This is a genomic window from Streptomyces sp. ISL-36 (genome assembly GCF_018614205.1).
Lineage (GTDB): Bacteria > Actinomycetota > Actinomycetes > Streptomycetales > Streptomycetaceae > Streptomyces.
Genome location: NZ_JAGGOS010000068.1, coordinates 64972 through 89657, shown reverse-complemented (window position 1 = coordinate 89657; position 24686 = coordinate 64972). Strand labels below are relative to the sequence as shown.

Annotated in this window: 23 protein-coding genes and 2 pseudogenes; 8 read left to right on the top strand and 17 right to left on the bottom strand. The window is 70.7% G+C overall.

All coding sequences use genetic code 11. The annotated features are described in order from the left end of the window. Positions 1-19 precede the first annotated feature (19 nt). From J7E93_RS18705 to J7E93_RS18680, 6 genes are all read right to left on the bottom strand, one after another. A complete protein-coding gene (locus J7E93_RS18705; protein WP_215070920.1) occupies positions 20-610 on the bottom strand; it encodes a hemerythrin domain-containing protein in 591 nt (196 codons plus the stop codon). 11 nt (positions 611-621) lie between these two features. Further along, positions 622-1824, bottom strand: a complete 1203-nt coding sequence (locus tag J7E93_RS18700; protein WP_215070918.1) for a hypothetical protein — start codon at positions 1822-1824, stop codon at positions 622-624. Positions 1825-2189: 365 nt separating this feature from the next. Then, on the bottom strand, positions 2190-2513 hold the full coding sequence (locus tag J7E93_RS18695; protein WP_308368712.1) for a DUF1360 domain-containing protein: 324 nt from the start codon (positions 2511-2513) through the stop codon (positions 2190-2192). Positions 2514-3181: 668 nt separating this feature from the next. Further along, positions 3182-3652 carry an SPW repeat protein gene (locus tag J7E93_RS18690; protein ID WP_215070915.1) on the bottom strand — a complete coding sequence of 157 codons (471 nt, stop codon included), beginning with the start codon at positions 3650-3652 and terminating at the stop codon, positions 3182-3184. A gap of 570 nt (positions 3653-4222) precedes the next feature. Continuing rightward, the gene (locus J7E93_RS18685) at positions 4223-5068 is read right to left on the bottom strand and encodes a cytochrome c oxidase assembly protein (protein ID WP_215070913.1); all 846 of its coding nucleotides are present in this window, start codon (positions 5066-5068) and stop codon (positions 4223-4225) included. After that, positions 5065-5556 (bottom strand): DUF2243 domain-containing protein, encoded by a 492-nt coding sequence (locus tag J7E93_RS18680; RefSeq protein ID WP_251066726.1) that lies wholly within the window; start codon positions 5554-5556, stop codon positions 5065-5067. Before J7E93_RS18680 ends, J7E93_RS18685 begins: the two co-directional genes overlap by 4 nt. Positions 5557-5712: 156 nt before the next feature. Between J7E93_RS18680 and J7E93_RS18675 the strand changes: the two genes are divergently transcribed. Beyond that, positions 5713-6246, top strand: coding sequence for a hypothetical protein (locus J7E93_RS18675; protein WP_215070911.1), 534 nt, complete (start codon positions 5713-5715; stop codon positions 6244-6246). A 145-nt stretch (positions 6247-6391) separates the two neighbouring features. On the opposite strand, the gene J7E93_RS18670 is transcribed toward J7E93_RS18675, so the two are convergent. Further along, positions 6392-7093: a hypothetical protein gene (locus J7E93_RS18670; protein ID WP_215070909.1), complete on the bottom strand. Its 702-nt coding sequence runs from the start codon at positions 7091-7093 to the stop codon at positions 6392-6394. A gap of 419 nt (positions 7094-7512) precedes the next feature. On the opposite strand from J7E93_RS18670, the gene J7E93_RS37195 reads away from it, so the two are divergent. The 3 genes and pseudogenes from J7E93_RS37195 (at position 7513) to J7E93_RS18660 (ending at position 9032) form a co-directional block, all read left to right on the top strand. Continuing rightward, positions 7513-7884 carry a hypothetical protein gene (locus J7E93_RS37195; RefSeq protein WP_251066725.1) on the top strand — a complete coding sequence of 124 codons (372 nt, stop codon included), beginning with the start codon at positions 7513-7515 and terminating at the stop codon, positions 7882-7884. Between the two features lie 186 nt (positions 7885-8070). After that, positions 8071-8238 (top strand): annotated as a pseudogene (locus J7E93_RS38380) (hemerythrin domain-containing protein); the annotation flags it as partial. A 572-nt stretch (positions 8239-8810) separates the two neighbouring features. After that, positions 8811-9032: a hypothetical protein gene (locus J7E93_RS18660; protein WP_215070907.1), complete on the top strand. Its 222-nt coding sequence runs from the start codon at positions 8811-8813 to the stop codon at positions 9030-9032. Between the two features lie 1097 nt (positions 9033-10129). Here the strand turns inward: J7E93_RS18660 and J7E93_RS18655 are convergent. Then, positions 10130-10345, bottom strand: coding sequence for a hypothetical protein (locus J7E93_RS18655; protein WP_215070905.1), 216 nt, complete (start codon positions 10343-10345; stop codon positions 10130-10132). A gap of 372 nt (positions 10346-10717) precedes the next feature. Further along, a pseudogene (locus J7E93_RS18650) lies at positions 10718-11014 on the bottom strand (TIGR03842 family LLM class F420-dependent oxidoreductase); the annotation flags it as partial. A 337-nt stretch (positions 11015-11351) separates the two neighbouring features. Here J7E93_RS18650 and J7E93_RS18645 point away from each other — a divergent pair. Continuing rightward, positions 11352-12722, top strand: coding sequence for an MFS transporter (locus J7E93_RS18645; protein ID WP_215070903.1), 1371 nt, complete (start codon positions 11352-11354; stop codon positions 12720-12722). A gap of 74 nt (positions 12723-12796) precedes the next feature. Here the strand turns inward: J7E93_RS18645 and J7E93_RS18640 are convergent, their stop codons facing one another. The 5 genes from J7E93_RS18640 to lnt all read right to left on the bottom strand — a co-directional run bounded on the left by J7E93_RS18640 (position 12797) and on the right by lnt (position 18364). Next, positions 12797-13015 carry a hypothetical protein gene (locus J7E93_RS18640; protein WP_215070901.1) on the bottom strand — a complete coding sequence of 73 codons (219 nt, stop codon included), beginning with the start codon at positions 13013-13015 and terminating at the stop codon, positions 12797-12799. Between the two features lie 270 nt (positions 13016-13285). Next, positions 13286-15175 (bottom strand): GAF domain-containing protein, encoded by a 1890-nt coding sequence (locus J7E93_RS18635; RefSeq protein WP_215070900.1) that lies wholly within the window; start codon positions 15173-15175, stop codon positions 13286-13288. A 53-nt stretch (positions 15176-15228) separates the two neighbouring features. Continuing rightward, complete coding sequence (locus J7E93_RS18630) at positions 15229-16086, bottom strand: 3-hydroxybutyrate dehydrogenase (protein ID WP_215070898.1); 858 nt, start codon at positions 16084-16086, stop codon at positions 15229-15231. Between the two features lie 28 nt (positions 16087-16114). Beyond that, on the bottom strand, positions 16115-16624 hold the full coding sequence (locus tag J7E93_RS18625; RefSeq protein ID WP_215070896.1) for an NUDIX domain-containing protein: 510 nt from the start codon (positions 16622-16624) through the stop codon (positions 16115-16117). A gap of 141 nt (positions 16625-16765) precedes the next feature. After that, complete coding sequence (gene lnt / locus J7E93_RS18620) at positions 16766-18364, bottom strand: apolipoprotein N-acyltransferase (protein WP_215070894.1); 1599 nt, start codon at positions 18362-18364, stop codon at positions 16766-16768. Positions 18365-18755: 391 nt separating this feature from the next. Here lnt and J7E93_RS18615 point away from each other — a divergent pair, with 391 nt between their 5' ends. Further along, positions 18756-19790 carry an O-antigen ligase gene (locus tag J7E93_RS18615; RefSeq protein ID WP_215070892.1) on the top strand — a complete coding sequence of 345 codons (1035 nt, stop codon included), beginning with the start codon at positions 18756-18758 and terminating at the stop codon, positions 19788-19790. Positions 19791-19843: 53 nt separating this feature from the next. Here the strand turns inward: J7E93_RS18615 and J7E93_RS18610 are convergent, their stop codons facing one another. Continuing rightward, the gene (locus J7E93_RS18610) at positions 19844-20479 is read right to left on the bottom strand and encodes a hypothetical protein (protein ID WP_251066724.1); all 636 of its coding nucleotides are present in this window, start codon (positions 20477-20479) and stop codon (positions 19844-19846) included. Positions 20480-20574: 95 nt separating this feature from the next. Then, a complete protein-coding gene (locus J7E93_RS18605) occupies positions 20575-21360 on the bottom strand; it encodes a glutamate racemase (RefSeq protein WP_215070890.1) in 786 nt (261 codons plus the stop codon). 58 nt (positions 21361-21418) lie between these two features. Here J7E93_RS18605 and J7E93_RS18600 point away from each other — a divergent pair, with 58 nt between their 5' ends. Then, entirely contained in the window at positions 21419-22621 is a 1203-nt protein-coding gene (locus J7E93_RS18600; protein ID WP_215070888.1) for a glycosyltransferase, read from the top strand. A 34-nt stretch (positions 22622-22655) separates the two neighbouring features. Here the strand turns inward: J7E93_RS18600 and J7E93_RS18595 are convergent, their stop codons facing one another. Then, the gene (locus tag J7E93_RS18595; RefSeq protein ID WP_215070886.1) at positions 22656-23957 is read right to left on the bottom strand and encodes a TerD family protein; all 1302 of its coding nucleotides are present in this window, start codon (positions 23955-23957) and stop codon (positions 22656-22658) included. A 247-nt stretch (positions 23958-24204) separates the two neighbouring features. On the opposite strand from J7E93_RS18595, the gene J7E93_RS18590 reads away from it, so the two are divergent. Next, positions 24205-24672: a DUF6643 family protein gene (locus J7E93_RS18590; RefSeq protein WP_215070883.1), complete on the top strand. Its 468-nt coding sequence runs from the start codon at positions 24205-24207 to the stop codon at positions 24670-24672. Positions 24673-24686 lie beyond the last annotated feature (14 nt).

Here is a 24686-nt window from a genome sequence, read left to right as displayed (position 1 = left end):
GCCCTGGTTCTGCCCTTCATCAGGGGTTTCCCATGGCTTTGCGTACGGCGTCCTTGGTGCGGTCCATCAGGGCCACGACCGGTCCCAGCGCCACGTTGGCCGCCCCGGACTCGGTGCCGGGGTGCGGCCGGGTGGGAGCCATGGCCTCGGCGGCCTTGACCGCCTTGGCCATGGCGGCCAGGGTGGTGACGTCGGCGCTACGGCGGATATGGGTGAACTCGTAACGTTCCTCGGCGCGGGCATGCTCCTGAACGTCCGTCCGCAGCTTCATGAACCGCGGCATGAACGTCGGGTCGCCGGTGTCCAGGTCCTCGAGCGTCAGCAAGGTCTCCTTGGCGGCCTTCTCCTCGGCGAGGCGGTCCTCGACGACCTCCGCACCACCCGGCAGTGCACGACGGGCGAAGGGGTGGACGACCTCTTCTTCCGCCGTCTCGTGGACTGCGAGCAGGCGCACGAGGCGGTGGAAGGCGTCGCGGCGCTCGTCCCCGGTCGCTGCCTCGACCTCGTCGAAGAGGTTGCGGATGTCTCCGTGCTGGCGCATCAGGAGGGCGACGACGTCGGTGTCGGGAGCGTTGTCGTCCCCGGCCTGGGGGGTTTCGAGGTCTGACACGTCCGTACGCCTCACTTCTTCTCGCGCATGGCGGGGTCCGGGTGCTCACCCTCGGTCTGGACGCGGTACTCGCGGCCGAACATCGCGTCGTGCTCGGCCATGACGCGCTCGCTGGGCGGTTCCTCGCCGCCGTGGATCTGCTCCTGCATCTTCTCGAACCGCTCGTGCGCCTCGCGTACGTAGCCCGCTCCGAGCGTGGTCAGATCCATCTGGGTGTTCAGCAGGTCGCGCAGGTACGCCTTGTTCGGCTCGAAGGTGAGCACGTTCGGCAGCTCCGGCGCCAGGATTTCTGCGGGATCCTTGCCGTCGATACGGCGCATCAAGTCGCAGGCGGTGTGGAGGTGTTCCAGCTCCATGTTCAGATGGAGCTCCCACACCGCCTTCACCTTGGGGTCGCTCTCCTGCTCCATGAAGGAGTGGTAGAGGTAGCACTCGTTGTACTCGTGGGTGACCAGCTGCTCCCACCACGTCTCCCCAGGGTCCACGAGGGACTCGTAGTGCGTGACGTGCTCCTCCTCGATCAACCCGATCTCCTGGTAGAGCTGGCGGGCGATCGGCTCCATGTACGTGGGTCCGGTGTTCATGTAGAAGTTCATCGTCTGCTGCTCCGCGGACAGGATGGTCAGCGCGTGCAGCTTCGACAGCGGGTTCGTCGCCGCCTTGTCGTAGGGGTCGCGGACGTTGTCGACCGGGTCGCGGTGGTGAAACTTGGTGGGCCGGCCCGGCATGACCTCGGTCAGCCCGTCGACGATCGCCTCCGCCTTGCGGTGCTCGATCATCTCGTACAGGTTCGCGTACCGGTACAGGTGGTCGAAGTCCTCCAGTACACCGAACTCGTACGCCTGGCGCAGGTACGGGTCCGGCTCCATACGCGCCACCCACGAGGTCAGGTCCACCGCCACCTGCTCGTAGGCGATCGTCGTCTCCAGTACCGACGACACCCCCGGCAGCAGCCAGTTCACCACCTTCTGCTGCTGCGCCTCGATGTACCGGGTCCGGGCGAGCTGCCTCTTCACCTCGGGATCCACCGTATTGCGGGCGAGCTGGTGGCTGAACAGGATCGCCTCGACCTCGATCCCGTTCATCGTGATGATCCGGCACCGGGTGTACGGATCGCAGCGATCGGGATCGATCGGCTTGACGTTCAGCTCGCGCCAGTTGCGCAGCTGACGGTCCAGCGGGATCCCCCGCTGCTCCAGCGGATTGAACGTCATTCGATACTCCCCAGATAGACGAAGGCCACCCAGTGCGGTTGCCCCGACACACTCAGTGAACACAGGGTGCCGTGATGAGTGTGCCGTCGGGCCTCTGGCATGCGCTTGCTCACGCGGAGCGAGGGTGCGTGGTTCGCCCAGACGGCCCACTCAGTCGGAATGACGGCGCAACGGGGTGGGCTCATGCCGGGCCGAGCGGACAGATGTGTCGGAAGGGTAAAGAGGGGCAGAAGCTCGATGCAGCCCCGCATAGCGGGGCTGACCATTTCCGGTCCTTCCCGAGCGTCGCGGCATTCGGTGCTCGCGGACGACGGCGCAGCACCGCACGGCCTGACCTCTCTCCGCCGAAACGGGGCGCCGACGTCCTATTCCTGCGCCTTCTGTCCAAGGGCGCTGTAGGCCAGCTGGAGGGCGTCCGCCCCGGCAAGCACGGTGAGCGCGCCGGTGACGACCCTCACCTCGCGTGGCCACAGCAGCTGGGCGCCGGTGAGGGTGGTCGCCACCCAGACCCCGACGCAGAACGGGCACGTGACGAGGGCGCCCACGGTGCCACGCACCCCAGACTCCGTCCGCGGCTCCTCCGTGACCTCCGACGGCCCGGCCGCCTCCTTGAACCGGGTGAACGGCGCACGCAGCGGGCTCGTCACCACGCCTTTGCTGAGGAGCCTGCTGAGACGAAAGGTCGCCACCGCCGTCAGGGCGACATCCCCGGCACGGAGCCCGCCCGGCCTGCTGTGACCGTCTCGGCGCAGCACAGCCGTCCAAGCGGTGGCGTATAGGCCGAAGGCAGCCATCGAACCCGCGTAGCCGGGCAGCCTGCCCTCCTCCTCGCCGCCATAACCTTGCAGCAGACCGGTAAGGGACTTATGGAATCGGGACGGCTCAGGGGTTTCCCCGGGGGCGCCGGTCACATCGACAGACGTCCCGGAGAGGACGGCAGGGAGCGCGCTATCACTGTTCACTACGTGCCTTTCGAAGGGAACTGGCTCCAGCTCAAGGGGCATCTCCCACCGGGTGCCCTCTGGGACCCGACTAACCGCTATGAACGCGCCGAACCGCCTATGAGGCAGCGAAGGCCGTACGGGGCCGTCGCGGCGGTGATGGAGCGAGCAGAACGAGGTCGGCCGAGGCACCCGACTACAGCGGTAGCTGCGCTCCACATGTGGCGGTTACCCCGCCTCGCCGAAGCGTCGAAGCTCGCCAACCACATAAGCTCCGCGTCGCGCGGCTCGCAGGCGACGCGGTCGCCGCGGCCGACGTATAGCTGCGAGCCGAAGCCGCCCGGAACACGGGGAGGTGGTTCCGGGCGGTTTGGGCGTCGCTGTCCGAGCAGACCGCAGGCCCCGCATTCACGTCGTCAGTGATTTCCGGGCATAGCGCGGCGCGTGCCGGGGCCGTGGCCCTTGGTGTTGTCGCGGGCAGCGGAGGCCGCGGCGAGGGCGAGAAGGGTGGCGAGGGCGCCGGTGATGAGGTTGCTGGTGATGGAGCGGGTGTGGGCGACGTCGCCTGCGACGACCCAAGGCGCGACGCAGGTCCAGATACCGATGGCGGCAGCGGCCCATGCCATGGAGTGGGTCCGCTCGTAGGAGTTGCCGAGTCCGCCGAGGAGGAGCATGTAGGCGATACCGGCGATGAGGTTGGTGACGGCCAGGGTGGTGAAGCCGTTGAAGCCGACGATCCAGGGTGACGCGGCAAGATAGAGGCCCGTAAGCAGCGCCAGGGCCTCGATCATCTGGGCGCGGGGCGTAGCGGCCGCGCGGTCGTGCCGGGCACGCAGTTCCATCAGGTCGGGGTGCTCTTCGATGGGTGCGCGGTGAGTTGACGCCATGGTGGCCTCCAGAGAAGGAGTGGTGACCCGCCCCTACCCAATGAGTGGGCATGCATAGACAAATCGGACCGCGATTATGGCGGGGGCTCCATGCACGGCACTCCGGGCGCGCCTCCGGAGCCAGCCTGCGGGCGCCGACGGCGGAACGGCTCCGCCCTCAGAAGCAGCGGAGGCCGTTCGCGTCTGGGCGGCCGGGTCGCTCACGCCTGGCCGTGGTGGCGCTTGCTGCCGGACCAGGCGATAGACGGCGAGGAGGATGACGGAGCCGACGATGGCGGCGATCCGGATGGAGCGCTTTCAGCCATGGGGCAGCGAGTGCCGACTCTAAATTTGGCGCGGCCAGGCCGGAGACAGCTGCGTCCAGTGCCTCGGGCTGCTTGACGACGGCCAGTAGGAGAAACCCCGTGCACGTCAGCCATCCGCAGTGTCACGGTCCGTGATGGGGACTCACTCCGGCTGCACGTCGGTGCTACGGCGGATGGGCCGCTTCGTCAGAACGGTCTTGGCCGCGGTGCCGGGGTGGGCGCGGCCACCGCCTACTGGGCCACCTTTGCGGCGCTCGCACGGGCCTCATGGCCCGGTCAGGGCTCCGACGGTGCACGACTTCGGGCCCGTGTCCGGCCGACGGCGCCGCCGTTGCCGGGCCCGGCCGGTGGCCTGGTACCAGGAAGCAGCCACGACGGTGGCGACGGCTGCTTCGACCAGATCGCCGCCGTAGTACATGACCTGGGCTCCGGCGTGCAGGTCGGCAGAGGCGAAGGCGGTGCCGGGCGGTGGAGCCGCGTACAGGGCCTTGGCCAGCACGGCGTGCACGGCGCCGGCGGCCAGCAAGGTCGCCCCGCGAACGCCGAGGCCCCAGCGGTGGCGCACTGGGTCGAGCCGGCAGACGGCGAAGGTGAACAGCAGACCGGCCGCGAGGACGTGCGTGTACACGAGGGCGTGCAGCCACGGATCGCGTTGCACGGCGGCGAACAGCCCTGTGCGGTAGAGCAGCCAGAGTCCGCCGATGTCGAGGAGGGCCGCCAGTGGAGGGAAAACCAGCCAGCCGACCGGGCGAGAGCGGGCCAAGGCCAGCAGGCTCCGGCGTGTCGTACCCGGGGCCAGGCTGCGCAGAGCGAGCGTGAGGGGGCGGGCGAGGACGAACAGGAGCGGAGCCGCCATCCCGACGGTCAGGTGCTGGATCATGTGGACGGTGAGCGGGCCGCCCGGCAGCGGCCCCACCGCTGCTGACGCCACACCGGCGCTCCCGGCGGCGAACGACGCGTCCCACCGCCGGGGCCAGGTGTCCCCCCGGTGTCGCAGACGGTGTGCGGCCAGCAGGTAGACGGACGCCACAAGCAGGGCGGCCACCGCCGTGACCAGCTCAATGGGCCCGGGACCCGCGCCCGTGCCGGGATGGACGTGCCCGACGATCACGCCGCCCGTCCCGTCTTGGTTCCACCCTCTGCGCGCATGGCCAGCGCCGTGCCGATCAGGAGCAAGGCCAGGGCGGTGACGTTCCACGCCCAGTCGTACGGGGTGACGTCCACGCCGTAGCGGACCTGGTGCAGGCGCAGCAGCTTGTGGTCGACGATCCCGTCGAACAGCTGGAAGATCCCCAGCCCCAGGAAGAATCCCGCCCAGGCGTGGACTGCGCCCAGGGCGCGCCGCCGGCGCAGATCGGCGTAGAGAAAGAAGCCTGCGACCAGGGCCAGCAGCTCGGCAGTGTGCAGCAGGCCGTCGGACAGCAGGCCCACGCTGGGGGTCGAACGGTCGTAGAAGTGGTGCCAGCCCAGGATCTGGTGGAAGACGATCTCGTCGACCGCGGCCATGACCCCGACTCCGATCAGGCCGCACACCACCATCGACCTGCGCCGCTCAGGAGGGACGTGAGAGACCGCGTGCGGGTCGAGCGATGCGCTCATGGATTGCCTTCCGCCGTGCCGGAGGTTCGTTCCGCTGCCCGCTACGCCTACCCACAACCACCGTTCGCGCGCGCAGAGGACCGCATTCGAGCGAGACGCGCCATATCCCCCGCACCGTGTTGAAATCAGGGCCCTGGAATTGGGTAGCCGCGGGGCATGATGAAACGTGCGCTGTGGCAGGGAATGATCGCCGGCACCGCAGGCGGCGTCGTGATGACGCTCGGGGAGAAGATGGAACAGGCTCTCACCAAACGGCCCGACTCACACGTGCCCGCACGGGTCCTTCAACGCCTGACCGGCATGGCCGAACGCGAGGGCGAACAGCCGACGCCGGTGAACTGGGCCATGCACTTCGGTCAGGCAGCCCTCCTCGGCGTTCTGCGCTCGGTCATGTCCCACGCCGGACTACGCGGCCCGCTCGCTTCGGCGCAGTTCACCGTCGTACGCCTCACCAACGACCAGATCCTCGAGAACGCCACCGGCGTCGGCGCCCCGCCTTCCACCTGGCCCCACAAGGAACTCGTCATCGACGTTCTCCACAAAACCGTCTACGCCTTCACCACGGGCGTCGTCGCCGACGCCCTCGCCGCACGCGTTGGTCCCGGACCCGGACAACGCCACGCCACCCTCCGCCCAGGCCGCCATGCCGACATCGGCCCACTCCCCCGCACGCAGGCATATGGCCGGTAGCCAAGGGCTGCTCCACCAACGGGGTCTGCAGGCCACGCCGGGTGAATCAGCCCGGGGTAGCCGTCCTGTCGGTGGCGGTTCCGGCCGACCGCAAAGCGTATCCCGGATCCGAAGCGGTCGGCGCGCGGCGATGACAGCGGAACTACTAGCTGAGAAGGATGAAGAGTCGCGTCACCAGCGCACGCTCCGGCGGATCGAGATACGGGCCCATGACGTCGTGGACCTTGTCGATGAAGAACGGGTTCGTGGACAGCTTCGACGTCTCGGTCCGGTGCGGCTGCAGTCCGCACCCCGCCACACCCGCGTGCGAAAGGCCCGTCTTCTTGGCCATCGACCGGGTCGACCAGTGAGTGGCGTTCTCCGGCCTCATCTCCAAGGTCCGGGCGATCAGGTCGGCGACCTGCTCATCCAGCACCGTGCGAGGCCTAGCTAGGCGCTTGCGGTCCAGCCGCCAGATCAGCAAGGACACCAGGCTCAGGACCACCAGAACGCTGCCGGCCACGAGGGCAAGCAAGCGATCCGCCGTGTGGACGGCGGTGTTCTGCATGTCCAGAACGAAGGGCGAGATCACCAGCCACACACCCGCCGCGCCCACGAGGGCATCGGACCGAGGACCCCCGCCGCGGTATATACGCAGGCCCGCGGTGAACGCGACGACGAGCCCGACGACCATCTCGTTCACCTGAGCGTCCTTGGGACCGGCCTGCGTGGCCATCGGCATCAGCAACAGCACCATCGCGACCGCCAGCATCAGAAGACCCAGGACCTGATCATGTGCCCCCTGACGCAGCGCATGAGCCGGATTCGAGACGCGCTCGGTCAGTCCTCGATCGATGTGGATCACCATGGATCTCATCTCCTCCACGTGCGGTGCGGCTCACGCGCGACTACCCGTCGTGCCTGGTCCACTCGCAATCTCCCTGCCGGGTGCCCCGACGGCTGGGGAAGACGAGTGGAAACAGGGAGCGATGAGGTGACACTCGTCAGAGGGGGCGTGGCAGCAGCCGCTGGCGCAGGCGGAAGGGCAAGGATGGCGAGCGTCCTCCCCTCTCGAAGGCCAGGTGCCACATGACGTTCAACCCTCTGGAACATCGAGGCATCCCCCTGGACCGGCAGGTCCGCAGCTGGCGGGAGCTGAACGCCTCGCCGATCGCCCCCGACCCTTACACCCGTTGAGGTCGAGGCGATCCTGTTCAGCCACAATCTCGCCCGCAACACGGGTGGATCCCGAGGTGAAGAGGCAGCTCGCAGGAGAGCCACCCCCAAGTGAAGGCCCTGTGGGAGCTGCACCTGAACATGGAGCTGGAGCACCTGCGGATCGCCTGCGACCTCATGCGCCGCCACGACTGCCGTGACCCGGAGGAGATCCTCGCGCCGCAGCTGCCGAACGTCCTGACGTTCGAGCCGAACAAGGACTACGTGCGCGAACTGCTCGCCACCCAGATCGACCTCACCACCCTCGGCGCCGGCTACGTCCGAGAGGCCCACGAGCGGTTCGAGAAGATGCAGCGGAGTCTCCACGACGCGGCGAGAAGCCTCCCAGCGACCGCGTCATCGATCAGCACCGCGAGATGTTCGACGGCGACCACCGGCTGGAGACCGAAGGCCGCCCACCCCGTCGAATCCAAGCGCGCCTGATGGCCGGGGCAGGAGGCAGAAACGTGGACGGAGCAAGCCCAGGTCGGCGACCCCGCGGTCGGAGAGGATGTCGTGGCGCTCCTCGTGCGCCAGCACGGCCAGATCCACACCCTCTTCGAAGAGGTCCGCACCGCATAGGGGGAGGAGCGCGCAGACGCGTTCCGGCGCCTGTTGCACCTGCTGGCGGTGCACGAGACCGCCGAGGAGGAGGTCGTCCACCCCAGTGCCCATACCGCCTTCGACGGCGGTACGGAGGTGGTCGAGGGCCGGCTTGCTGAGGAGAAGACGGCCAAGGAGAAGCTCTCCACGCTGGAGGAGATGGAGACGTCCGACCCGCGGTTCATGCCCGCGTTGCTCTCCCTGAGCGACGCCGTCCGGGTCCACGCGCGGTCCGAGGAGCGCTACGAGTTCACTTACCTGCGCCGGACCACCTCGCCCGCCCGGCTCGCCCTGATGGCCAAGGCCGCCAAGGCGGCGGAGGCGACCCCGCCGACCCACCCCACCCCGGGGTCGAGAGTGTCACCGGGAACCTCACGCTCGGCCCGATGGCCGCGGTCGCCGACCGGGCGCGGGACGCCATCCGCCGCGCCCTGGACAACGGGGCGTAGGGCCGGGGGTCTGCACCAGCGGCGACCGCTGGAGGCGGTCCGGTTGCCGCTCGGGTGCGGGAATGTCGCTGGCGGTCACGAACAGGGCTCCGGAGGTCCGTCAGCCCGTCGGGGTGCGGCCCGGCGGAGTCGTGGTGCAAGACGCAGTCCCTTACTCGGACGGCGGCCGCATCTTCCGCTGCGGCTGTTGCGGCACCCGCAGCGGGCTTGGCCGCAAATGGGTGTTCCGCCCCGCTCCAGCGCGACAGGGCCGCGCTGTGGGGAACGCATCGACGTTGAGGCCGGAACCACCCGGCACGACAACGGAAGGGAACCGCTATGGAGACATCCGAACTTGAGGGCAAGGTCCACGCACTGGAGACGGCCATGGCCGCGCAGGAAGCCTCTATGGCCGGTGCGCAGGCTACACAGGCCGCGGCTCAGGCCGGAATGACCTCTACCTTCGCCGCGACCCAGACCGGGACGTGGGCGGTCATGGGTGCTGGCAGCGCTGCGTTGTTGGTCGGCATCTTCCTCGGTATGGCCATCGCCAAGCGGTGACGGCTGTTCCCGCCCCACCGGGAACCGTCCGTCTTGCTTCGCGCCACCCCCGCCGGACCTTGATCCGGTGGGGGTGGATCACTGCGAGAGACTGATGCCCTGCACGGACTCAGAACTGCCTCGCATGATGAGTTTTCCCCCGGGGTCGGAGGGTGACGAACGCCTCGTGCGGGAATCACCCGTTCGCGAGTAACGCAGACAGGTCCGCCCAGCGGAGTAGCCCCCACTGCGTGAGGACGCGGCCAGCACGGGCCAGCACCTACGTAATCTCTACATATGAACATGCAGGTGGCGACCGAAGCAGCCATCGCTCAAGCCCAGCAATGGCGCGGGACCGACGTCTGGAGCGTCACCGATGCCGATACGGCCATGGCCACCGGACCGCTGACCGGTCTGCCCTGGCCGACCCGGACCGGCCGCGGATGTTACCGCCGCGCTGTTCGACGGCCGACTGGGCCACCTGCGGGAAGTCCTCGCCGCTCTCGCGGACGCCACCCAGCCTCCCGCACCCCGATGGGCTGGTTCCTGCGCCAGTGCGCCGCGGCCCTCACCCCGTCCTGCGATGGCAGCCGCACGACACCAGTGACCTGGCCTTCACCGGGCCCACCACCGACGAAGCCGAGCACGCCTTCGCCCAAATTCACGACCCAGGGCGTCCGCGTCCGGGCTCTGCTCCAAGGCGTCGACATCCGGCTCGGCGTCGCGAGCACCTGGGCGACCGTCGCGACCGCGTCCGTCCACTGGTACGTCCGGGGCGCTGTGGCTGCCGGACGAACGCGCGGAACATGCCTCAACGAGCGAGCCCGCCGCGCACCCCAACAAGTTCGCCTTTCCGCAACGGTTCTGGCCGGCGCATGTCCCCCTCTCACTTCGCGTGACGAACCTGACCGACCTCAATCTGGCCGATGTCGAGATCCAGCTTTACATCCCCGGCGCTGTCGAGGCCGTGCACCCTCGTACCCAGACCATCAACGAATCACTGACCGGGTTCCCTTCACCGCCCAAGCCTTCGGCACCCCTGCCCCGGCGCTGTTCTCGTTCCAGCCATCGATTCCCCACGGCCTTCTCCCCAACGGCCTGATCGGCCCGGCACCGGCTTACGACCCCTTCCGCCCAGACATCACCAACGGCGGCTCGACGTCCATCGCTTTCCCGCTCGGCCACATCCGCCCGCGCCAGCACGCCGACTCGGAGGACATCGTCGTCATCGTCTGCGCGCCCGCGCCATCCACGATCACGGCAACCTGGTCAGCCACCTGCAGCAACCACGACACAGTGATCACCGGCTCCCTCGAACTCACGGTGGCAGACATGCCCCTCTCCTTGATCGACCTCTTCGAGGAAGCGCCACACGGCGACCGCGAATAGTCTCGTCGGATCGAGCAGGGGCCACCGGCTGCAGCCCCTGACTCAACTACGCTGCGCAAGCGGCACCCGGAACGCGCCGCCGCCTAGCAGCGATCCGCTCCTCAGACCAACCTTCACGGTGCCGCTGGCCATACCGCATTCGTCCTTCAGCTCATACACGGAGCACCCGGATCGGAAGTGCTCCGGCCCCTGCTGAAGCAGGGGCCACTTTGATTCCACCCCATCCCAGGCGGTTCATCCGATCTTGAGTCTTTCGTGCGCGCATCCGGCCTACGCTTCCTCGGCTTCTTGCCCGTTTGGAGCAGCGCCTGGCACGTCGCGTCGATCGTCGCCTCCTTCGCGTCGTGCACTGGGTACACGGCGAACTGGTCGACGCCCAGCACCTGAAGAGCCTTCAGTTCCGCGATGTGGGCGGCAGGCGAGCCCAGCAGGCAGAAGCGGTCTACGCTCTCGCCGGGGACGAAGTCGGTGGACGGGTTTCCGGCGCGGCCGTGGTGGCTGTAGTCGTAGCCCTCACGCTGCTTGATGTACGAGGTGAGTGGCTCCGGCACCAGGTCCGAGTGCTCGCCGTACCGGCTCACCAGGTCGGCGACGTGGTTGCCGACCATTCGCCCGGATCTGCCGCTCATATCGGATTTCTACGCTGCGTAGTCAGCACCAAGTCAGCACGGGAGAGGTGAGAACGGATGATGACGTGGGCTTTTGGTCAGCACCAAACCAGCACGGGAGTCAGCACGGCATCTCCAAATCATGCCCGAACAACGCAACTCGGGCAGCGCCCTTCGGGGCCTCGTCGAGGGGCTCGCAGAAGCTTCGGGAGCGCCTCCATGGTGGGCACGCGCACTCCGGAAGATAGAACTATGGTGTCCCACCACATACGACGGTGACCTGCATGTTTCTACGGTGTGGCGACACGCAAACGTCCCCGTCAACTGCCAGGAAGTGGTGCCGATGTCCTCCCCCGCGACCGCTCCACCAGCCCCCGCCAGTCTCAAGCGCATCGTCGCCGCGAGTCTCATCGGCACCACCATCGAGTGGTACGACTTCTTCCTCTACGGGTCGGCCGCCGCGCTGGTCTTCAACAAGCTGTTCTTCCCCGAGTCCGATCCGCTGGTCGGGACACTGCTCTCCTTCCTGACCTACGCGGTCGGGTTCGCCGCCCGCCCCCTGGGCGCGCTGGTGTTCGGGCACTACGGCGACCGGCTGGGGCGCAAGAAGCTGCTGGTCCTGAGCCTGCTGCTGATGGGTGGGGCGACCTTCGCGATCGGGCTGCTGCCCACGCACGCCACCGTCGGGTCCGCCGCTCCCGTGCTGCTCACCGTGTTGCGGCTGGTGCAGGGGTTCGCGCTCGGCGGTGAGTGGGGCGGCGCCGTGCTGCTCGTCTCCGAGCACGGTGACGCCGAGCGACGTGGTTTCTGGGCCTCGTGGCCGCAGACCGGGGCGCCGGCGGGTCAGCTGCTCGCGACGGGTGTGCTGTCCGCGCTCACCGCGCTCCTCTCGGACTCCGCGTTCCTCGCATGGGGCTGGCGCATACCGTTCCTGCTCTCCGGTGTGCTGGTGATCGTCGGCCTGTGGATCCGGCTGTCGGTCGACGAGTCTCCTGTCTTCAAGGCCGCGCTCGCCGCCGCCGAGGAGCGCAAGGCCGCCACCGAGCAGGTCGAGAAGATGCCGCTGGTCGCCGTCCTGAAGCACCACTGGCGCGATGTCCTGATCGCGATGGGTGCGCGCATGGCGGAGAACATCTCCTACTACGTGATCACCGCGTTCATCCTCGTCTACGCGACGACCCAGGTCGGCCTCTCCAAGCAGACCGCCCTGAACGCCGTCCTGATCGCCTCCGCCGTCCACTTCGCCGTCATCCCCGCCTGGGGCGCGCTCTCCGACCGGATCGGCCGCCGGCCGGTCTACCTGATCGGCGCGATCGGTGTCGGCGCCTGGATGTTCCCGTTCTTCGCCCTCATCGACACCAAGAGCTTCGGCAGCCTCCTGCTCGCGGTCACCGTCGGACTGATCCTGCACGGGGCGATGTACGCGCCGCAGGCAGCGTTCTTCTCCGAGATGTTCGCGACCCGCATGCGCTACTCCGGCGCCTCGATCGGCGCGCAGTTCTCCTCGGTCGCCGCCGGTGCGCCCGCGCCGCTGATCGCGACGGCGCTGCTCGCCGACTACGGCTCCTCGACGCCGATCACCCTCTACGTGATCGCCGCCGCCCTCCTCACGGTCGTCGCGATCGCCTGCGCCCGTGAGACCCGCAACCGCGATCTCTCCGAGATCGCCGAGGACGCTCCGCAGAGCGCGGCGACGGTCCGCGCCGACGCCTGACGGCGCCGTTCACCGGGACCCGGGCGGGCCCCCTCGGCCGAGACGGCGGAGGGGGCCGCTCGCCGCTGCGGTGGCTAACTGCCCGACTTGAGGTGTTGTAGGACGCCCATGCCGACGGTGAAGCTCGCGGCGAGGCTGGTGCCGCCCGCGCCGAGGATGGCGAGTGGGCCGCCGTTCGCCGCCATCACGACGACAACGGCGACGAGGGCGACGACGACCGCGGACAGGGCGACCATGGCCACGTCACGCCCGGGATGCCTGCAGACGTTCGACTGAGTGGCATGAGCCGACACGGGGTGCCTCCATTGACTCGTACTTCGCTCGGGATCGGGGCACACCTCACCCAGGTGAGACGTACTCCGGGATGTGGACCGGTCAGCGCGTCCGGCATAAGCCGGCCGGCCGGGGCCACGCTGCGAGCGAGGCAGCCAATGAGACCTCCGAACACGGGTGTCGGTTTCGCGGCTCAGGCTAACTCTTCGTCAACTAACCTGCCGGGTAAGAGCGTTGGGCGGCCACCTCATTGGCTTGATCTCATCGGCATGGCGCATCCGCCACGCCGTTCAGCGGGCGACCGCGGCCGACATCGCGTGCAGACGCAGGGCCAGTTGGATCTCCAGGGCCCGGGCCGGTGACTGCCAGTCGGGGCCCAGCAGACGGCCGATCCGCTCGACGCGCTGGGCGACCGTGTTCACGTGCACGTGCAGGTCGTCCTTCGTCCGGGCGGGGCTCATCCCGCTCGCGAAGTACGCGTCCATCGTCCGCACCAGGTCCGTGCCGCGCCGCCGGTCGTACGCGAGGACCTGGCCGATCGTGCGGTCGACGAAGCCCTCGATGTCCCGGGTGTCGGCGAGCAATAGGCCGAGGAAGCCCAGGTCCTCGGCCGCCGCGCCGTCGCCCGCGCGGTGCAGCAGGCGCAGCGCGTCCAGACAGCGGCGGGCCTCCTCGTACGCGGTGGCGACCTGGTCGGGGTGGGCGAGGGGGGAGCCGACGGGTGCCGAGGCGCCCACCGTGACCGGTTCGCGCAGCGCGCCGCCGAGGTGCTTGGCGGTCTGCCGGGCCAGCCCGGCCGCGTTCTCGCCGGGGCCGAGCGGCAGGAGCAGCACCGTCCCGCCGTCGCGCGCGGAGGCCAGTCCCCTTCGGGTGGCGGCCAGATGCGAGGCGGCCGACCACAGCCGCTGCCGGTCGGCGCTCTCCCGTACGCCGCTGTCCGCCTCTCCTCCGGCCCCGGCCCGGTCGATCCGGGCGGCGAGCACCACATGGGGCGCGTCCACGTCCGTACGGAGCCGGGCCGCCCGCTCGCGCAGCAGCCGGCGGTCGCGGTCGGGTGCGTCGAGGAGGTCGTCGAGCAGTTCGCCCCGTACCCGCTGTTCCGCCTCGCCCGCCGAGCGGCGGGCGAGCAGCAGCAGGGAGGTCACCAGACCGGCGCGCTCCAGCGTGCGCTGGTCGACGGGGTCGAGGTCGGGCTGCCCGTGCAGGACGAGGGCGCCGAAGCTCTCGCCGCCGGCGGAGACGGCGGCCACCCAGCGGTCGCCGTCGCGCAGCGCGTGGCCGTCCGCGAGCCGGGCGGAGTCGAGCCCGTCCTCGATGAACTCCACCCTGCCGCCGAGGACCTCGGATACCGCGGCCGCCACGTCGTGGACGCCGCCGCCGTGCAGGACGAGTTCGGTGAGCCGGTCGTGGACCTCCGAGGCGCGCTCGATGACCCCGCTGTGTTCGCGGATGATGTCGTTGGCCCGCTCCAGTTCGGCCAGGGCGGAGCGGGTCTCGGCGAGGAGATTGGCCGTGTCGATGGCGACGGCGGCGTGCGCGGCGAAGGAGCCGAGCAGGGCGACCTGCTCCCGTTCGAAGACGCGGGCGCGCCGGTCGGCGGCGAAGAGCACGCCGATGACCTGGCTGCCCAGGGTCAGCGGCACACCGAGGATGGCGACGAGCCCCTCGTCCCCCACGGCGGAGTCGATGGTGCGGGTGTGCTGGAAGCGGGCGTCGTCGAAGTAGTTGTCGGTGACGTAGGGGCGGGCGGTCTGCGCGACGAGGCCGCCGAGGCCCTCGCCCATGCCGAGGCGGAGCTGCTGGAAGCGCGCGGAGACCGAGCCCTCGGTGACCCGCATGTACGTGTCGCCGGCGGCCGGGTCGTTGAGGCTGAGGTAGGCCACCTCGGTGCCGAGGAGGGAGCGGGCGCGCTGGACGATGGCGCGGAGCACCGCGTCGAGGTCGCGCAGTCCCGCGAGGTCGTGGGCGGTCTCGAAGAGGGCGGAGAGCTCCGCCTCGCGGCGCCGCCTCCCCTCCAGCTCGGCCCGCACGCGCAGGGCGAGCTGCTTGGCCTTCTCGAGCTCGGCCAGCGCCTCGGGGCCCGCGCCGCTCGCACGGGCGAGCAGCACGGGCCGGTCGTATGCCTCCGTCGCGGCTCCTCGTGCGAGGAGCTCCAGGTAGGAGACCTGTTCTTGGGACATGGACACAGGGATACCTGCCGTACGGGTGGTCGCACCAGCCCTGTGGAAAACCGTCAGTGGGCGGTCCAGCCGCCGTCGAGGGTCAGGGAGGTGCCGGTGATGAAGGAGGCCTGGGGGGTGCAGAGGTAGAGGACGGCCTCCGCGACCTCCTCTGGTTCGATGAGCCGCTTGAGTGCCGAGTCCTTGAGGAGTACGTCGGTCAGGACCCGCTCCGGGGGGATGGAGTGGGCGGCGGCCTGGTCGGCGATCTGCCGCTCGACCAGTGGCGTACGCACATAGCCGGGGTTGACGCAGTTGGAGGTGACCCCGTGGGGGGCGCCTTCGAGGGCGGCGGTCTTGGAGAGTCCCTCCAAGCCGTGTTTGGCGGCCACATAGGCTGACTTGAAGGCGGAGGCCCGCAGCCCGTGTACGGAGGAGAGGTTGACGATCCGGCCCCAGCCCTGGCCGTACATGTGCGGCAGGGCCCCTCTGATCAGCCGGAAGGGCGCCTCCAGCATCACGGTCAGAACGGTGTGGAAGACATCGGGCGGAAACTCCTCGATGGGGCGGACCAGCTGGATTCCGGCGTTGTTCACGAGAATGTCGGCGCCGGCGGCGACGGCTTCGGCGCCGTCCAGATCGGTGAGGTCCAGGACCTGCGGTTCCACGGCACCGGCGAGGCCGTCGGCCTGTTCCAGGAGCGCCTCCAGGCCGTCGGCCGCCCGGTCGACGGCTCTGACCCGGGCCCCTGCCGCGGCGAGCCGGAGCGCGCAGGCGCGGCCGATGCCGCCGGCCGCTCCGGTGACGAGCGCGGTGCGGCCGGCGAGGTCGAGCTGGACGGATCCGGGCGCGGTGGCCGGAGCGGGCGGGGCCGGAAGGGGTCGGGCCGGCGCGGGGGCCGATGCGGGACCTGGTGTGGTGGGGGCGCTCATGCTCCGCACCTTATGAAGCGCCCCACCGTCAACCGATGTGTTCCCCACCCATACTTCGACCCGCAGGCGTGGTGTCGAACCATGTGGGTTCGTCGGCAAGCGCCTGCTCGATCCGGAAGTACGAGAACCGCTTCATCTCCGGCAGGTCGTCCACGTCGAACCAGCCGACCTCCGTCGACTCCTCGTCGTTGACCCGGGCCTCACCGCCCACGGCGCGGCAGCGGAAGGAGATGTCGAGGAACTGGCACTGGTCGCCGTTGGGGTAGACGACCGGCTTGCGCAAGGTCTGGACGAGCACGACGCGCTCGACCTCGACGCGGACGGCGGTCTCCTCGTACACCTCACGCTCGGCGCAGGCGGCGGGCTGCTCGCCGGGCTCGACGATGCCGCCGATGACCGCCCAGAGGCCGTTGTCGGCCCGCCTGCCGAGCAGCACCCGACCCCGGTCGTCGAAGACGACGGCGCTCACCCCCGGTAGGAAGAGCAGTTGGTGCCCGGCGCTGGCCCGGAGTTCGCGGATGAAGTCAGGAGTACCCATGCCTCGACCCTACGGCCCGCCGGATCAAGGAATCCCGAGGCCTCGACCCCACACCTCTGCCCGAGACCCGGACTCCGAAGCCCCGGCCGCCCGGCCGGCCGGCCGTCGGCCCCGACCCCCGGTCCCCGCGGGCCCTCAGTTCTACCGGCTGCGACGGGCGCGGAAGGCGCGCAGTCCCGACCAGCCGAGGCCGGCCACCGCGACGGCCACCAGGAGCGCCTCGGGCAGCGTGCCCATCCGCGTCGCCGGCGTGAGCGAGGACCGCAGCGGCACCTTCTCGACCAGGACGTCCGGGGTGAACATCTCCGACTCCCGCACGATCTCGCCGTCCGGCCGGATGATCGCGCTCACCCCGCTGGTCACCGGCACGACCACGGAGCGGCTGTGCTCGACCGCCCGCACCCGGGACATGGCGAGCTGCTGGTAGGTCATCTCGCTGCGGCCGAAGGTGGCGTTGTTGCTCGGTACGGAGATCAGCTGGGCGCCATGGGTGACGGTGTCCCGTACGACCCAGTCGAAGGCGGCCTCGTAGCAGGTGGCGAGGCCGACCTTGGTGCCGGCGAGGTCGAAGACGCCGATCTCGTGCCCCGCCCCGAAGTCGCGGCTGACCCGGTCGACGTTGCTGTTGAAGATCCGTACGAAGGGCCGCATCGGGATGTACTCGCCGAAGGGCTGGACGTGCCGCTTGTCGTAGGTGGCGACCGGCCCCTTTTTCGGGTCCCACTCGATGAGGGTGTTGCGCAGCTTGCCGGTCTCGGGGGCGATGACGGCGCCGATCACGGTCGGCACGCCGATCCTCTTCACGGCCCTGTCGATGACGTCGCGGGCGTCGGGGTTGGCGTAGGGGTCGATGTCGGAGGAGTTCTCCGGCCACAGGACGAAGTCGGGCCGGGGCTTGCGGCCCTTCTCGACGTCGTCCGCCAGTTCGGTGGTGCGGGCGGCGTGGTTGTCGAGGACGGCGCGCCGCTGCGCGTTGAAGTCGAGGCCGAGGCGGGGCACGTTGCCCTGGACGGCGGCGACGGTGGCGGTGCCGTCCTCCGCGGAGTCGTCGACCAACGGCAGCGCGGCCAGGGCGCCGGTGACCGGGGCGAGGAGGGCGAGGGCGGCCGCGGCGAGAGGGCCGCGCGGTACGTCGCCGCTCGCCCGCCAGGCGCGCACCTGGCGGATCACCTCGTACAGGCCGAAGCCGCACAGGGCCACGGCGAAGCCGAGCACCGGAGTGCCGCCGACCGCGGCCAGTGGCAGGAAGACGCCGTCGGCCTGCCCGAAGGCGATCTTGCCCCAGGGGAAGCCTCCGAACGGGACACGCGCGCGTGCCGCCTCGGCGAGGATCCACACCCCGGCGGCGAACACCGGCCAGACGGGCAGCCGGGAGACGGCCGCGATCCCGAGCCCGGCGGCGGCGATGAACAGCGCCTCGACGGCCGAGAGCGCGATCCAGGGGAACCGGCCGACCTCGGCGCCGGTCCAGATCAGCAGCGGGAGCAGGAAGCCGAGTCCCGCGAGGTACCCGAGGCCGAATCCGGCGCGGAGTCGGCGCCCGCGCAGCGACCAGCCGAGCAGAGCGAAGGCGGGCACCGCGAGCCACCACAGCGGGCGGGGCGGGAAGCTCAGGAAGAGCATGGCCCCGGCGAGCACGGCCGCTCCGGGTCGTGCGAGGCGCCACGGGCCAAAGCGGCCGGGCTCGGGGGCGGCGGCGGGACCGGAGGCGTCGACGGGGGGGACGATCGTGGTGCTCACCTCGCGGAGTCTACGGCGCGCCCCGGGCCCCGGAGGAGCCCGGCCCGACGAGCCGGAACGGCGGCCGCGACCACCACGGCCTGCGCGGTCGTGCGGCCGCCGCGACCACCACACACCCCGGCGGCGTGCGCGACCGCCGGGGCCGCCGCGATCACCGCTGCCGCCTCGGCGCCAGGGCCGGTATGCCACGTGCCCCGGATACGGACCGCCCAGTGCGGCACGCGCCGGGGCTGGTATGCCACGCGCCGCTCCGCATACGGACGCGTGCGGTGCGGCACCCTGCCGATGCCCACGATTCGCCCGCTCCACCATCACATTCCCGCACTTTCTCTCCACAAAGCCGGGCCGCCCCGTTACGGTGTGCGCCAGACTGATCGGGGGGTCGACGGGGATGGCTGCACCTGCGGCTGAGCGGGCCGTCGTGCGCGAGCGTGGGCGGGTGCTCGATGTCGCCGGGGCACTGGTTCTCGGCGCCTGCGCGCTGTGGTCGCTCGTGAGCGCCGCCGGGCGCGACGCGCGCCCCGAGGGGATCCTCCTCGCCGTGCTGGCCCTCGCGGCCGGTTACGCGTGCGGACGGATCTCCGGCACGCTGCTCCCCGTGGCCGCCGCGGCGACCGCGTCCCTCGCCGCGCTCGCCCTCGCCTGGGCCTCCGGACCGGGCGTGCCGGGCGCCTCACCCGTCGCTTCCGTACCGCCCGGTCATACGGGCGCGACCGCGGCGCTGCTCGTGCTCGCCGCCGGGGCGGCCTGTTGCGCGGCCGCGGCGGCCGGTTCGCTGCCGAGCCGGCTGCTTCTGCGGGGGCTCGCCCTGACGGTGGCGGGTGTGGCGCTGACCCGGGGCTCCGTGGTGGGCTTCCTGGCGGCGTTCGGCGTGCTGCTCTGCTCGCTGGCTGCGGTACGCATGCGGCGCCGGTTCCTCGGGCTCGCGGGGCTGGCACTGGCGGCGGGCCTGGTCGTCGGGGCCTCCTGGGCGGTCGGGGAGAAGGCTCTTCCCGTCGGGCTCACGGTCTCCTTGGAGGGTCCGCTGACCTCTCACCGGGTGCTGCTGTGGCAGGACGCCGTCGCGCTTGCCAGGGAGAATCCGCTGCGCGGGACCGGCCCCGACCGGTTCGGCGCGCTGAGCCCGACGGCCCGGGAGGCGCCGCACAGGGACGACAAGCCGCATTCGGCACCGCTCCAGCAGGCGGCCGAACAGGGTGTGCCGGGGGTCGTGCTCCTCGGTGCCGTCTACGGGTGGCTGCTCTGCGGTCTGTGGTTCTCGCCCCGCTCGACGGCGGTCGTCCTCACCGCCGGGGCGGCGCTGACGGCACTCGCCGCTCTCGCCACGGTCGGCAGCGCGCTGAGCTTCACACCGGTCACGGCCGGCGCCGGGCTCCTCGCGGGCCTGGCATCGGCCCGCGTGGCAGCGACCGACCAGGACACCTGAGTGACGACAGACGAGTGGACCCGCCCGACATCTGCGACGACCGTCCGGCGGCCTCAGGCGCTCGTCGGCCCGGTCGGTGTGACCGGCGGGACCGGTGGGGTGGTGGGCGGTGCGGGAGGCGCGGGGGGTGTGTCCGGCGTCGTACGGCTCAGACGGTCGCGGATGACCCGGACGGCGGAGTCGGCGTCGTCGACCGTGACGGTGAAGGTACGGCCGTCGACCAGCGTCAGAACCAGGGCCTCGCCGCGCCGGACGATGACGCCCGTTCCCTTCTCGGGGAGCCAGCGGTACCCCCAACCGCCCCAGTGGCGCGGGGTGACCTTCGGCGCGATGGCGACGTCGGCCACCTGCGACAGCGGGATCCGGCGGCGTGGCAGGCCGATGTGTCCGCAGCGGACCTCCATGGCCCGGTCGTCGACCTTCACCGCGACGTGGACGAAGGCGAGCGTGCCGAACAGCATCAGGAGGCCGGCCGCCACGCAGCCGATCACCGACATCAGCAGCGGAACGATGCCGGACGTCCACGGCGAGGCGACGGCGAGCTCGATGCCCAGCGCGACGAAGGCCGCGCCGGCGATCGCCAGCACCCACTGGACCCGGTTGGTGGCGCGACCGGTCCAGACCTCGGGTACCGGTACGTCGGTGTCCAGGGGCCGGGGGTGGTGGGGGTGGCGGGAATGGTCCCTCATGGCTCGCAGCCTACTCACGTTCCGCGCGTGCGGCGCCCGCTCGACGCGGCGCCGCGGTCCGTCAACGGACCGTCAACGGCCCGTCGGCGATTCCGTCAGCGTGCCGGAGCCGCGGCCCCGAGCAGGCGGCCTTCCGCATAGCTCAGGGCCGTCGCCGGAAGCTGCGCTGTCCGTCCGCTGAGCAGGACGGTCAGTCCTCCGGTAGGGGACGCGGCGGGTGCGGGCTCGGCGCCGATCCGGCGCAGCGCCTGTGCGGCGACTGCCCCGGCCGAGCCGTGAAAAACCACCGGGGGCCGGTCGGCGGACTGCACCGCCGCGCGGATCCGCTCGGCGACCAGTTCGTAGTGCGTGCAGCCGAGGACCAGCGCGCGTACGTCGTGAGGGGTGAGCGCGGCGGCGGCCGCGACGGCGCTCTCCACGGCCTCGGCGTCGCCGTGCTCCACCGCGTCGGCGAGCCCGGGGCAGGGCACCTCGGTGACCTCGGCGCCTTCGGCGAAGGCGCGGATCAGTCCGCGCTGGTACGGGCTGCCGGTGGTGGCCGGGGTCGCCCAGATGGCGACTTTTCCGCCGCCCGAGGCGGCGGGCTTGATCGCGGGGACGGTGCCGATCACCGGGATGTGGGGCTCCAGCTCGGCCCGCAGGGCGGGCAGGGCGTGGACGGAGGCGGTGTTGCAGCCCACGATCAGGGCGTCCGGCCGGTGGGCGGCGGCGGCCCGGGCGACGGCCAGCGCGCGCTCGGTGAGATCCTCGGGGGTTCGCGGGCCCCAGGGCATGCCGTCGGGGTCGGAGGAGAGCACCAGATCCGCGTCGGGCCGCAGTCGGCGAACCGCGGCCGCTGCCGGGAGCAGGCCGATTCCGGAGTCCATGAGCGCGATCTTCACCCGGTCACCCTAGCCGACCACCCTTGCGTCCCCGTCGATCTGGGGCAGACTGCGGCGAATGAGCGCCATTGCCTGGATCGCTGTGGGTTCGTTGGCCGCCTGGGGGTGGCTGCTGCTGGGCCAGGGGTTCTTCTGGCGTACCGATCAGCGCCTGCCACCGCCCGTCCACGGGGCGCCCCCTGCCCCTGGGCGTGCGGAGCCGGTGGTCTGGCCCCGGGTCGCGATCGTCGTACCGGCGCGGGACGAGGCGGAGGTGCTGCCGCTGAGTTTGCCGTCGCTGCTCGCCCAGGACTATCCCGGCGACGCCGAGGTGGTGCTCGTCGACGACGGCAGTACGGACGGCACCGGGAAGCTCGCGGGCGAGTTGGCCGTGCGGTACGGAGGGCTGCCGCTGACCGTCGTCTCTCCGGGCGAGCCGGAGCCGGGCTGGACCGGGAAGCTGTGGGCGCTGCGCCACGGCATGGCCCTGGCACGCGCGCGTGGACCGGAGTTCCTGCTGCTGACGGACGCGGACATCGCCCACGAACCGGACAGTCTGCGCCTCCTGGTGACGGCGGCGGTCGCGAACGATCTGGATCTGGTCTCCCAGATGGCCCGGCTGCGGGTGGCGAGCTTCTGGGAGCGTCTGGTCGTCCCCGCGTTCGTCTACTTCTTCGCGCAGCTCTACCCGTTCCGCTGGATCAATCGCCGCCGCCCCCTGGCGACGGCGGCGGCCGGGGGCTGTGTCCTGCTGCGGTCGGAGACGGCCGAGCGGGCCGGTGTGCCCGCGGTGATCCGGCAGGCCGTGATCGACGACGTGTCGCTGGCCCGGGCCGTGCGCCGGGCGGGCGGGCGGATCTGGCTGGGGCTCGCCGAGCGGGTGGACAGCGTCCGCCCCTACCCCCGTCTCTACGATCTCTGGCGGATGGTCTCGCGCAGCGCCTACGCCCAGCTCCGTCACAACCCCCTCGTGCTCGCGGCCACGGTCGCCGGGCTCGCGGTCGTCTATCTGGCTCCCCCGGTGGCGCTGGTGGCGGGGGTGTCCGGCGGCGACGCGGTGGCGGCCTGGGCGGGCGGGCTCGCGTGGGCGGTGATGACGGGTACGTACCTCCCGATGCTCCGCTACTACCGGCAGCCTCTGTGGCTCGCTCCCACCCTCCCCTGCACCGCGCTCCTCTATCTCCTCATGACGGTGGACTCGGCCGTGCAGCACTACCGGGGGCGGGGCGCGGCCTGGAAGGGCCGTACGTACGCCCGTCCCGCGGCGGCACCCGACCGGTGAGCCGCTCCCGGTGGCGGGTGGGGCCGCTCTGCGGCTACTTGCGGCCCGGGGTCCAGTTCATGCCCCAGCCGTACGCCTGGTCGACGGTCCGCTGCGGGCTGACTCCGCGCTGCGGTACGAGATAGCGGGCCTCGCGCCGGACGATCAGGTCGCCGTTCTCACGGGTGAGGAGGGCGAGCGCGCAGACGGTGGAGGGGATGGTGCAGTCGTCGAGGGAGAAGTCGACGGCCGCGCCGTGCTGCGGCTGGAGGGTGACGGTGGCGTGCAGATCGGCGAAGCTGCGGGCTCCTTCGTAGATGGTGACGAAGACGAGGACGCGACGGAGCTTGTCCTTGTGGTCGAGGTTGATGGTGAGGTTCTCTCCGGAGGCGAGGGCTCCGGTGCGGTCGTCCCCGTCGAGATGGATGTACGGGGCCTGGTGGAGCGCCCCGAAGGCGTTGCCGAGCGCCTGGACCACGCCCTTGCGGCCGTCGGTCAGCTCGTACAGGGCGCACAGGTCGAGGTCGAGATCGGCGTGCTGGGCGAGGGCGCTGCCGAGTTTGGCGGCCCAACCGGTGAACTGCTTGCGCGTCTGCCAGTTGAGGTTCACCCGCATGGCACCGGAGGTGCCGCCCTGCTTGGCGAGGGAGACCGTCGGGGATTCCTTCGTCAGGGTGACCTTCGTGAGCCGTACGGGCTGCGGCGCGGCGGGCGGTACGACAGGGGCCGGGGCGTGTGCGGGAGCGGTCGCCGCGGGAGCAGGGGCGGGCGCGGGAGCAGCGGCGGGCGCGGGAGTCACGACGGGCGCCGTCGGCCGCTGCGGTTCGTCCACCGTGATGCCGAAGTCTCTCGCCAGACCCTCCAGGCCGGAGCTGTAGCCCTGCCCCACCGCCCGGAACTTCCAGGCACCCTGACGTCGGTACAGCTCGCCCAGGACGAAGGCCGTCTCGACGGTCGCGTCGGCACTGTCGTACCGTGCGATCTCCGCGCCGCCGTCCGCGTCCGTCACGCGTACGTAGAGCCCCGGCACCCGGCCGAAGTCGCCGCCGTCGGCCGAGGCCGCGAGAACGATCCGCTCGACGGCCGGCTCGACCCGCCCCAGATCCACGTGGAGCGTGTCCGTCGCCGCGCCCCCGGACGTGCGCTTCCCCTCGTGCCGTACCGCCCCGGAAGCGTGCTCCGGCTGGTTGTAGAAAACGAAGTCCGCGTCGGAGCGCACTTTCCCCGACACAAGGAGTAGCGCCGAGGTGTCGACGTCCGGCACTCCCGTCCCTGAACGCCAGCCCAATTCGACACGCACACTGCGCGCCGGCACCGGAACATTGGCTCCTTTAAGCATGGACATGCTCGCCCCCATCGCGGCTCCTGGTGCATCAAGATTTCTTACGTCAACCTAATGCCGGGCATGGCGGACTCACCCGCTGAGGTCGGGTGCGACCCGTGGGTAACCCCTCCCCAGCTCGGCTTTTCAAGATCGCCGGCTCTTCGGACGACCGTTTTTGTCACGTTCGCTCGCATTGTGGATCGACGGTCACTCAGAACCCGTCAAACAACCCTCTTATCGGGCTCCCCAACCAGCACATCGTGGGCTTAACTTATGTGCCATGACCTCCCCCCGCTCCACCTACGGAGGCGGTTACTACACCGCGCCGTCGTTCCCCGACACCCCGATCTACGACTCCCTGGTCGCGGAGCGGGGCACGCCTCAGATCGCCCCGATCCGAGTGCCTTCCGCGTACGACACCGGCAACAGCTATCTGCCGGCGTTGCCCGCGGCCATGCCCGCCCTCCCGGCGGCACCCAGCCCCGCCCCGGCCTACACCGGCGGCGGGTCCTACGGCTACCCGCAGCCGATGCAGCAGATGGCTCCCGTGCCGCTGCAGCACGCTCCGGCGCCGTACATCCCGCAGCAGCCGGCCGGTCCGCGCGGCTACCCGGGCCAGCCCCAGCAGCCGCAGCGTCCGGTGGCCACGGGGTACGAGGCGATGCGCCCGGCGGCCGCACGGCCCGCTCCGGCGCCCGCCCCCTACGACGACCCGTACAACCGCCCCTACCAGGGCGGGGGGTACTGACGACGCCCTCTCGG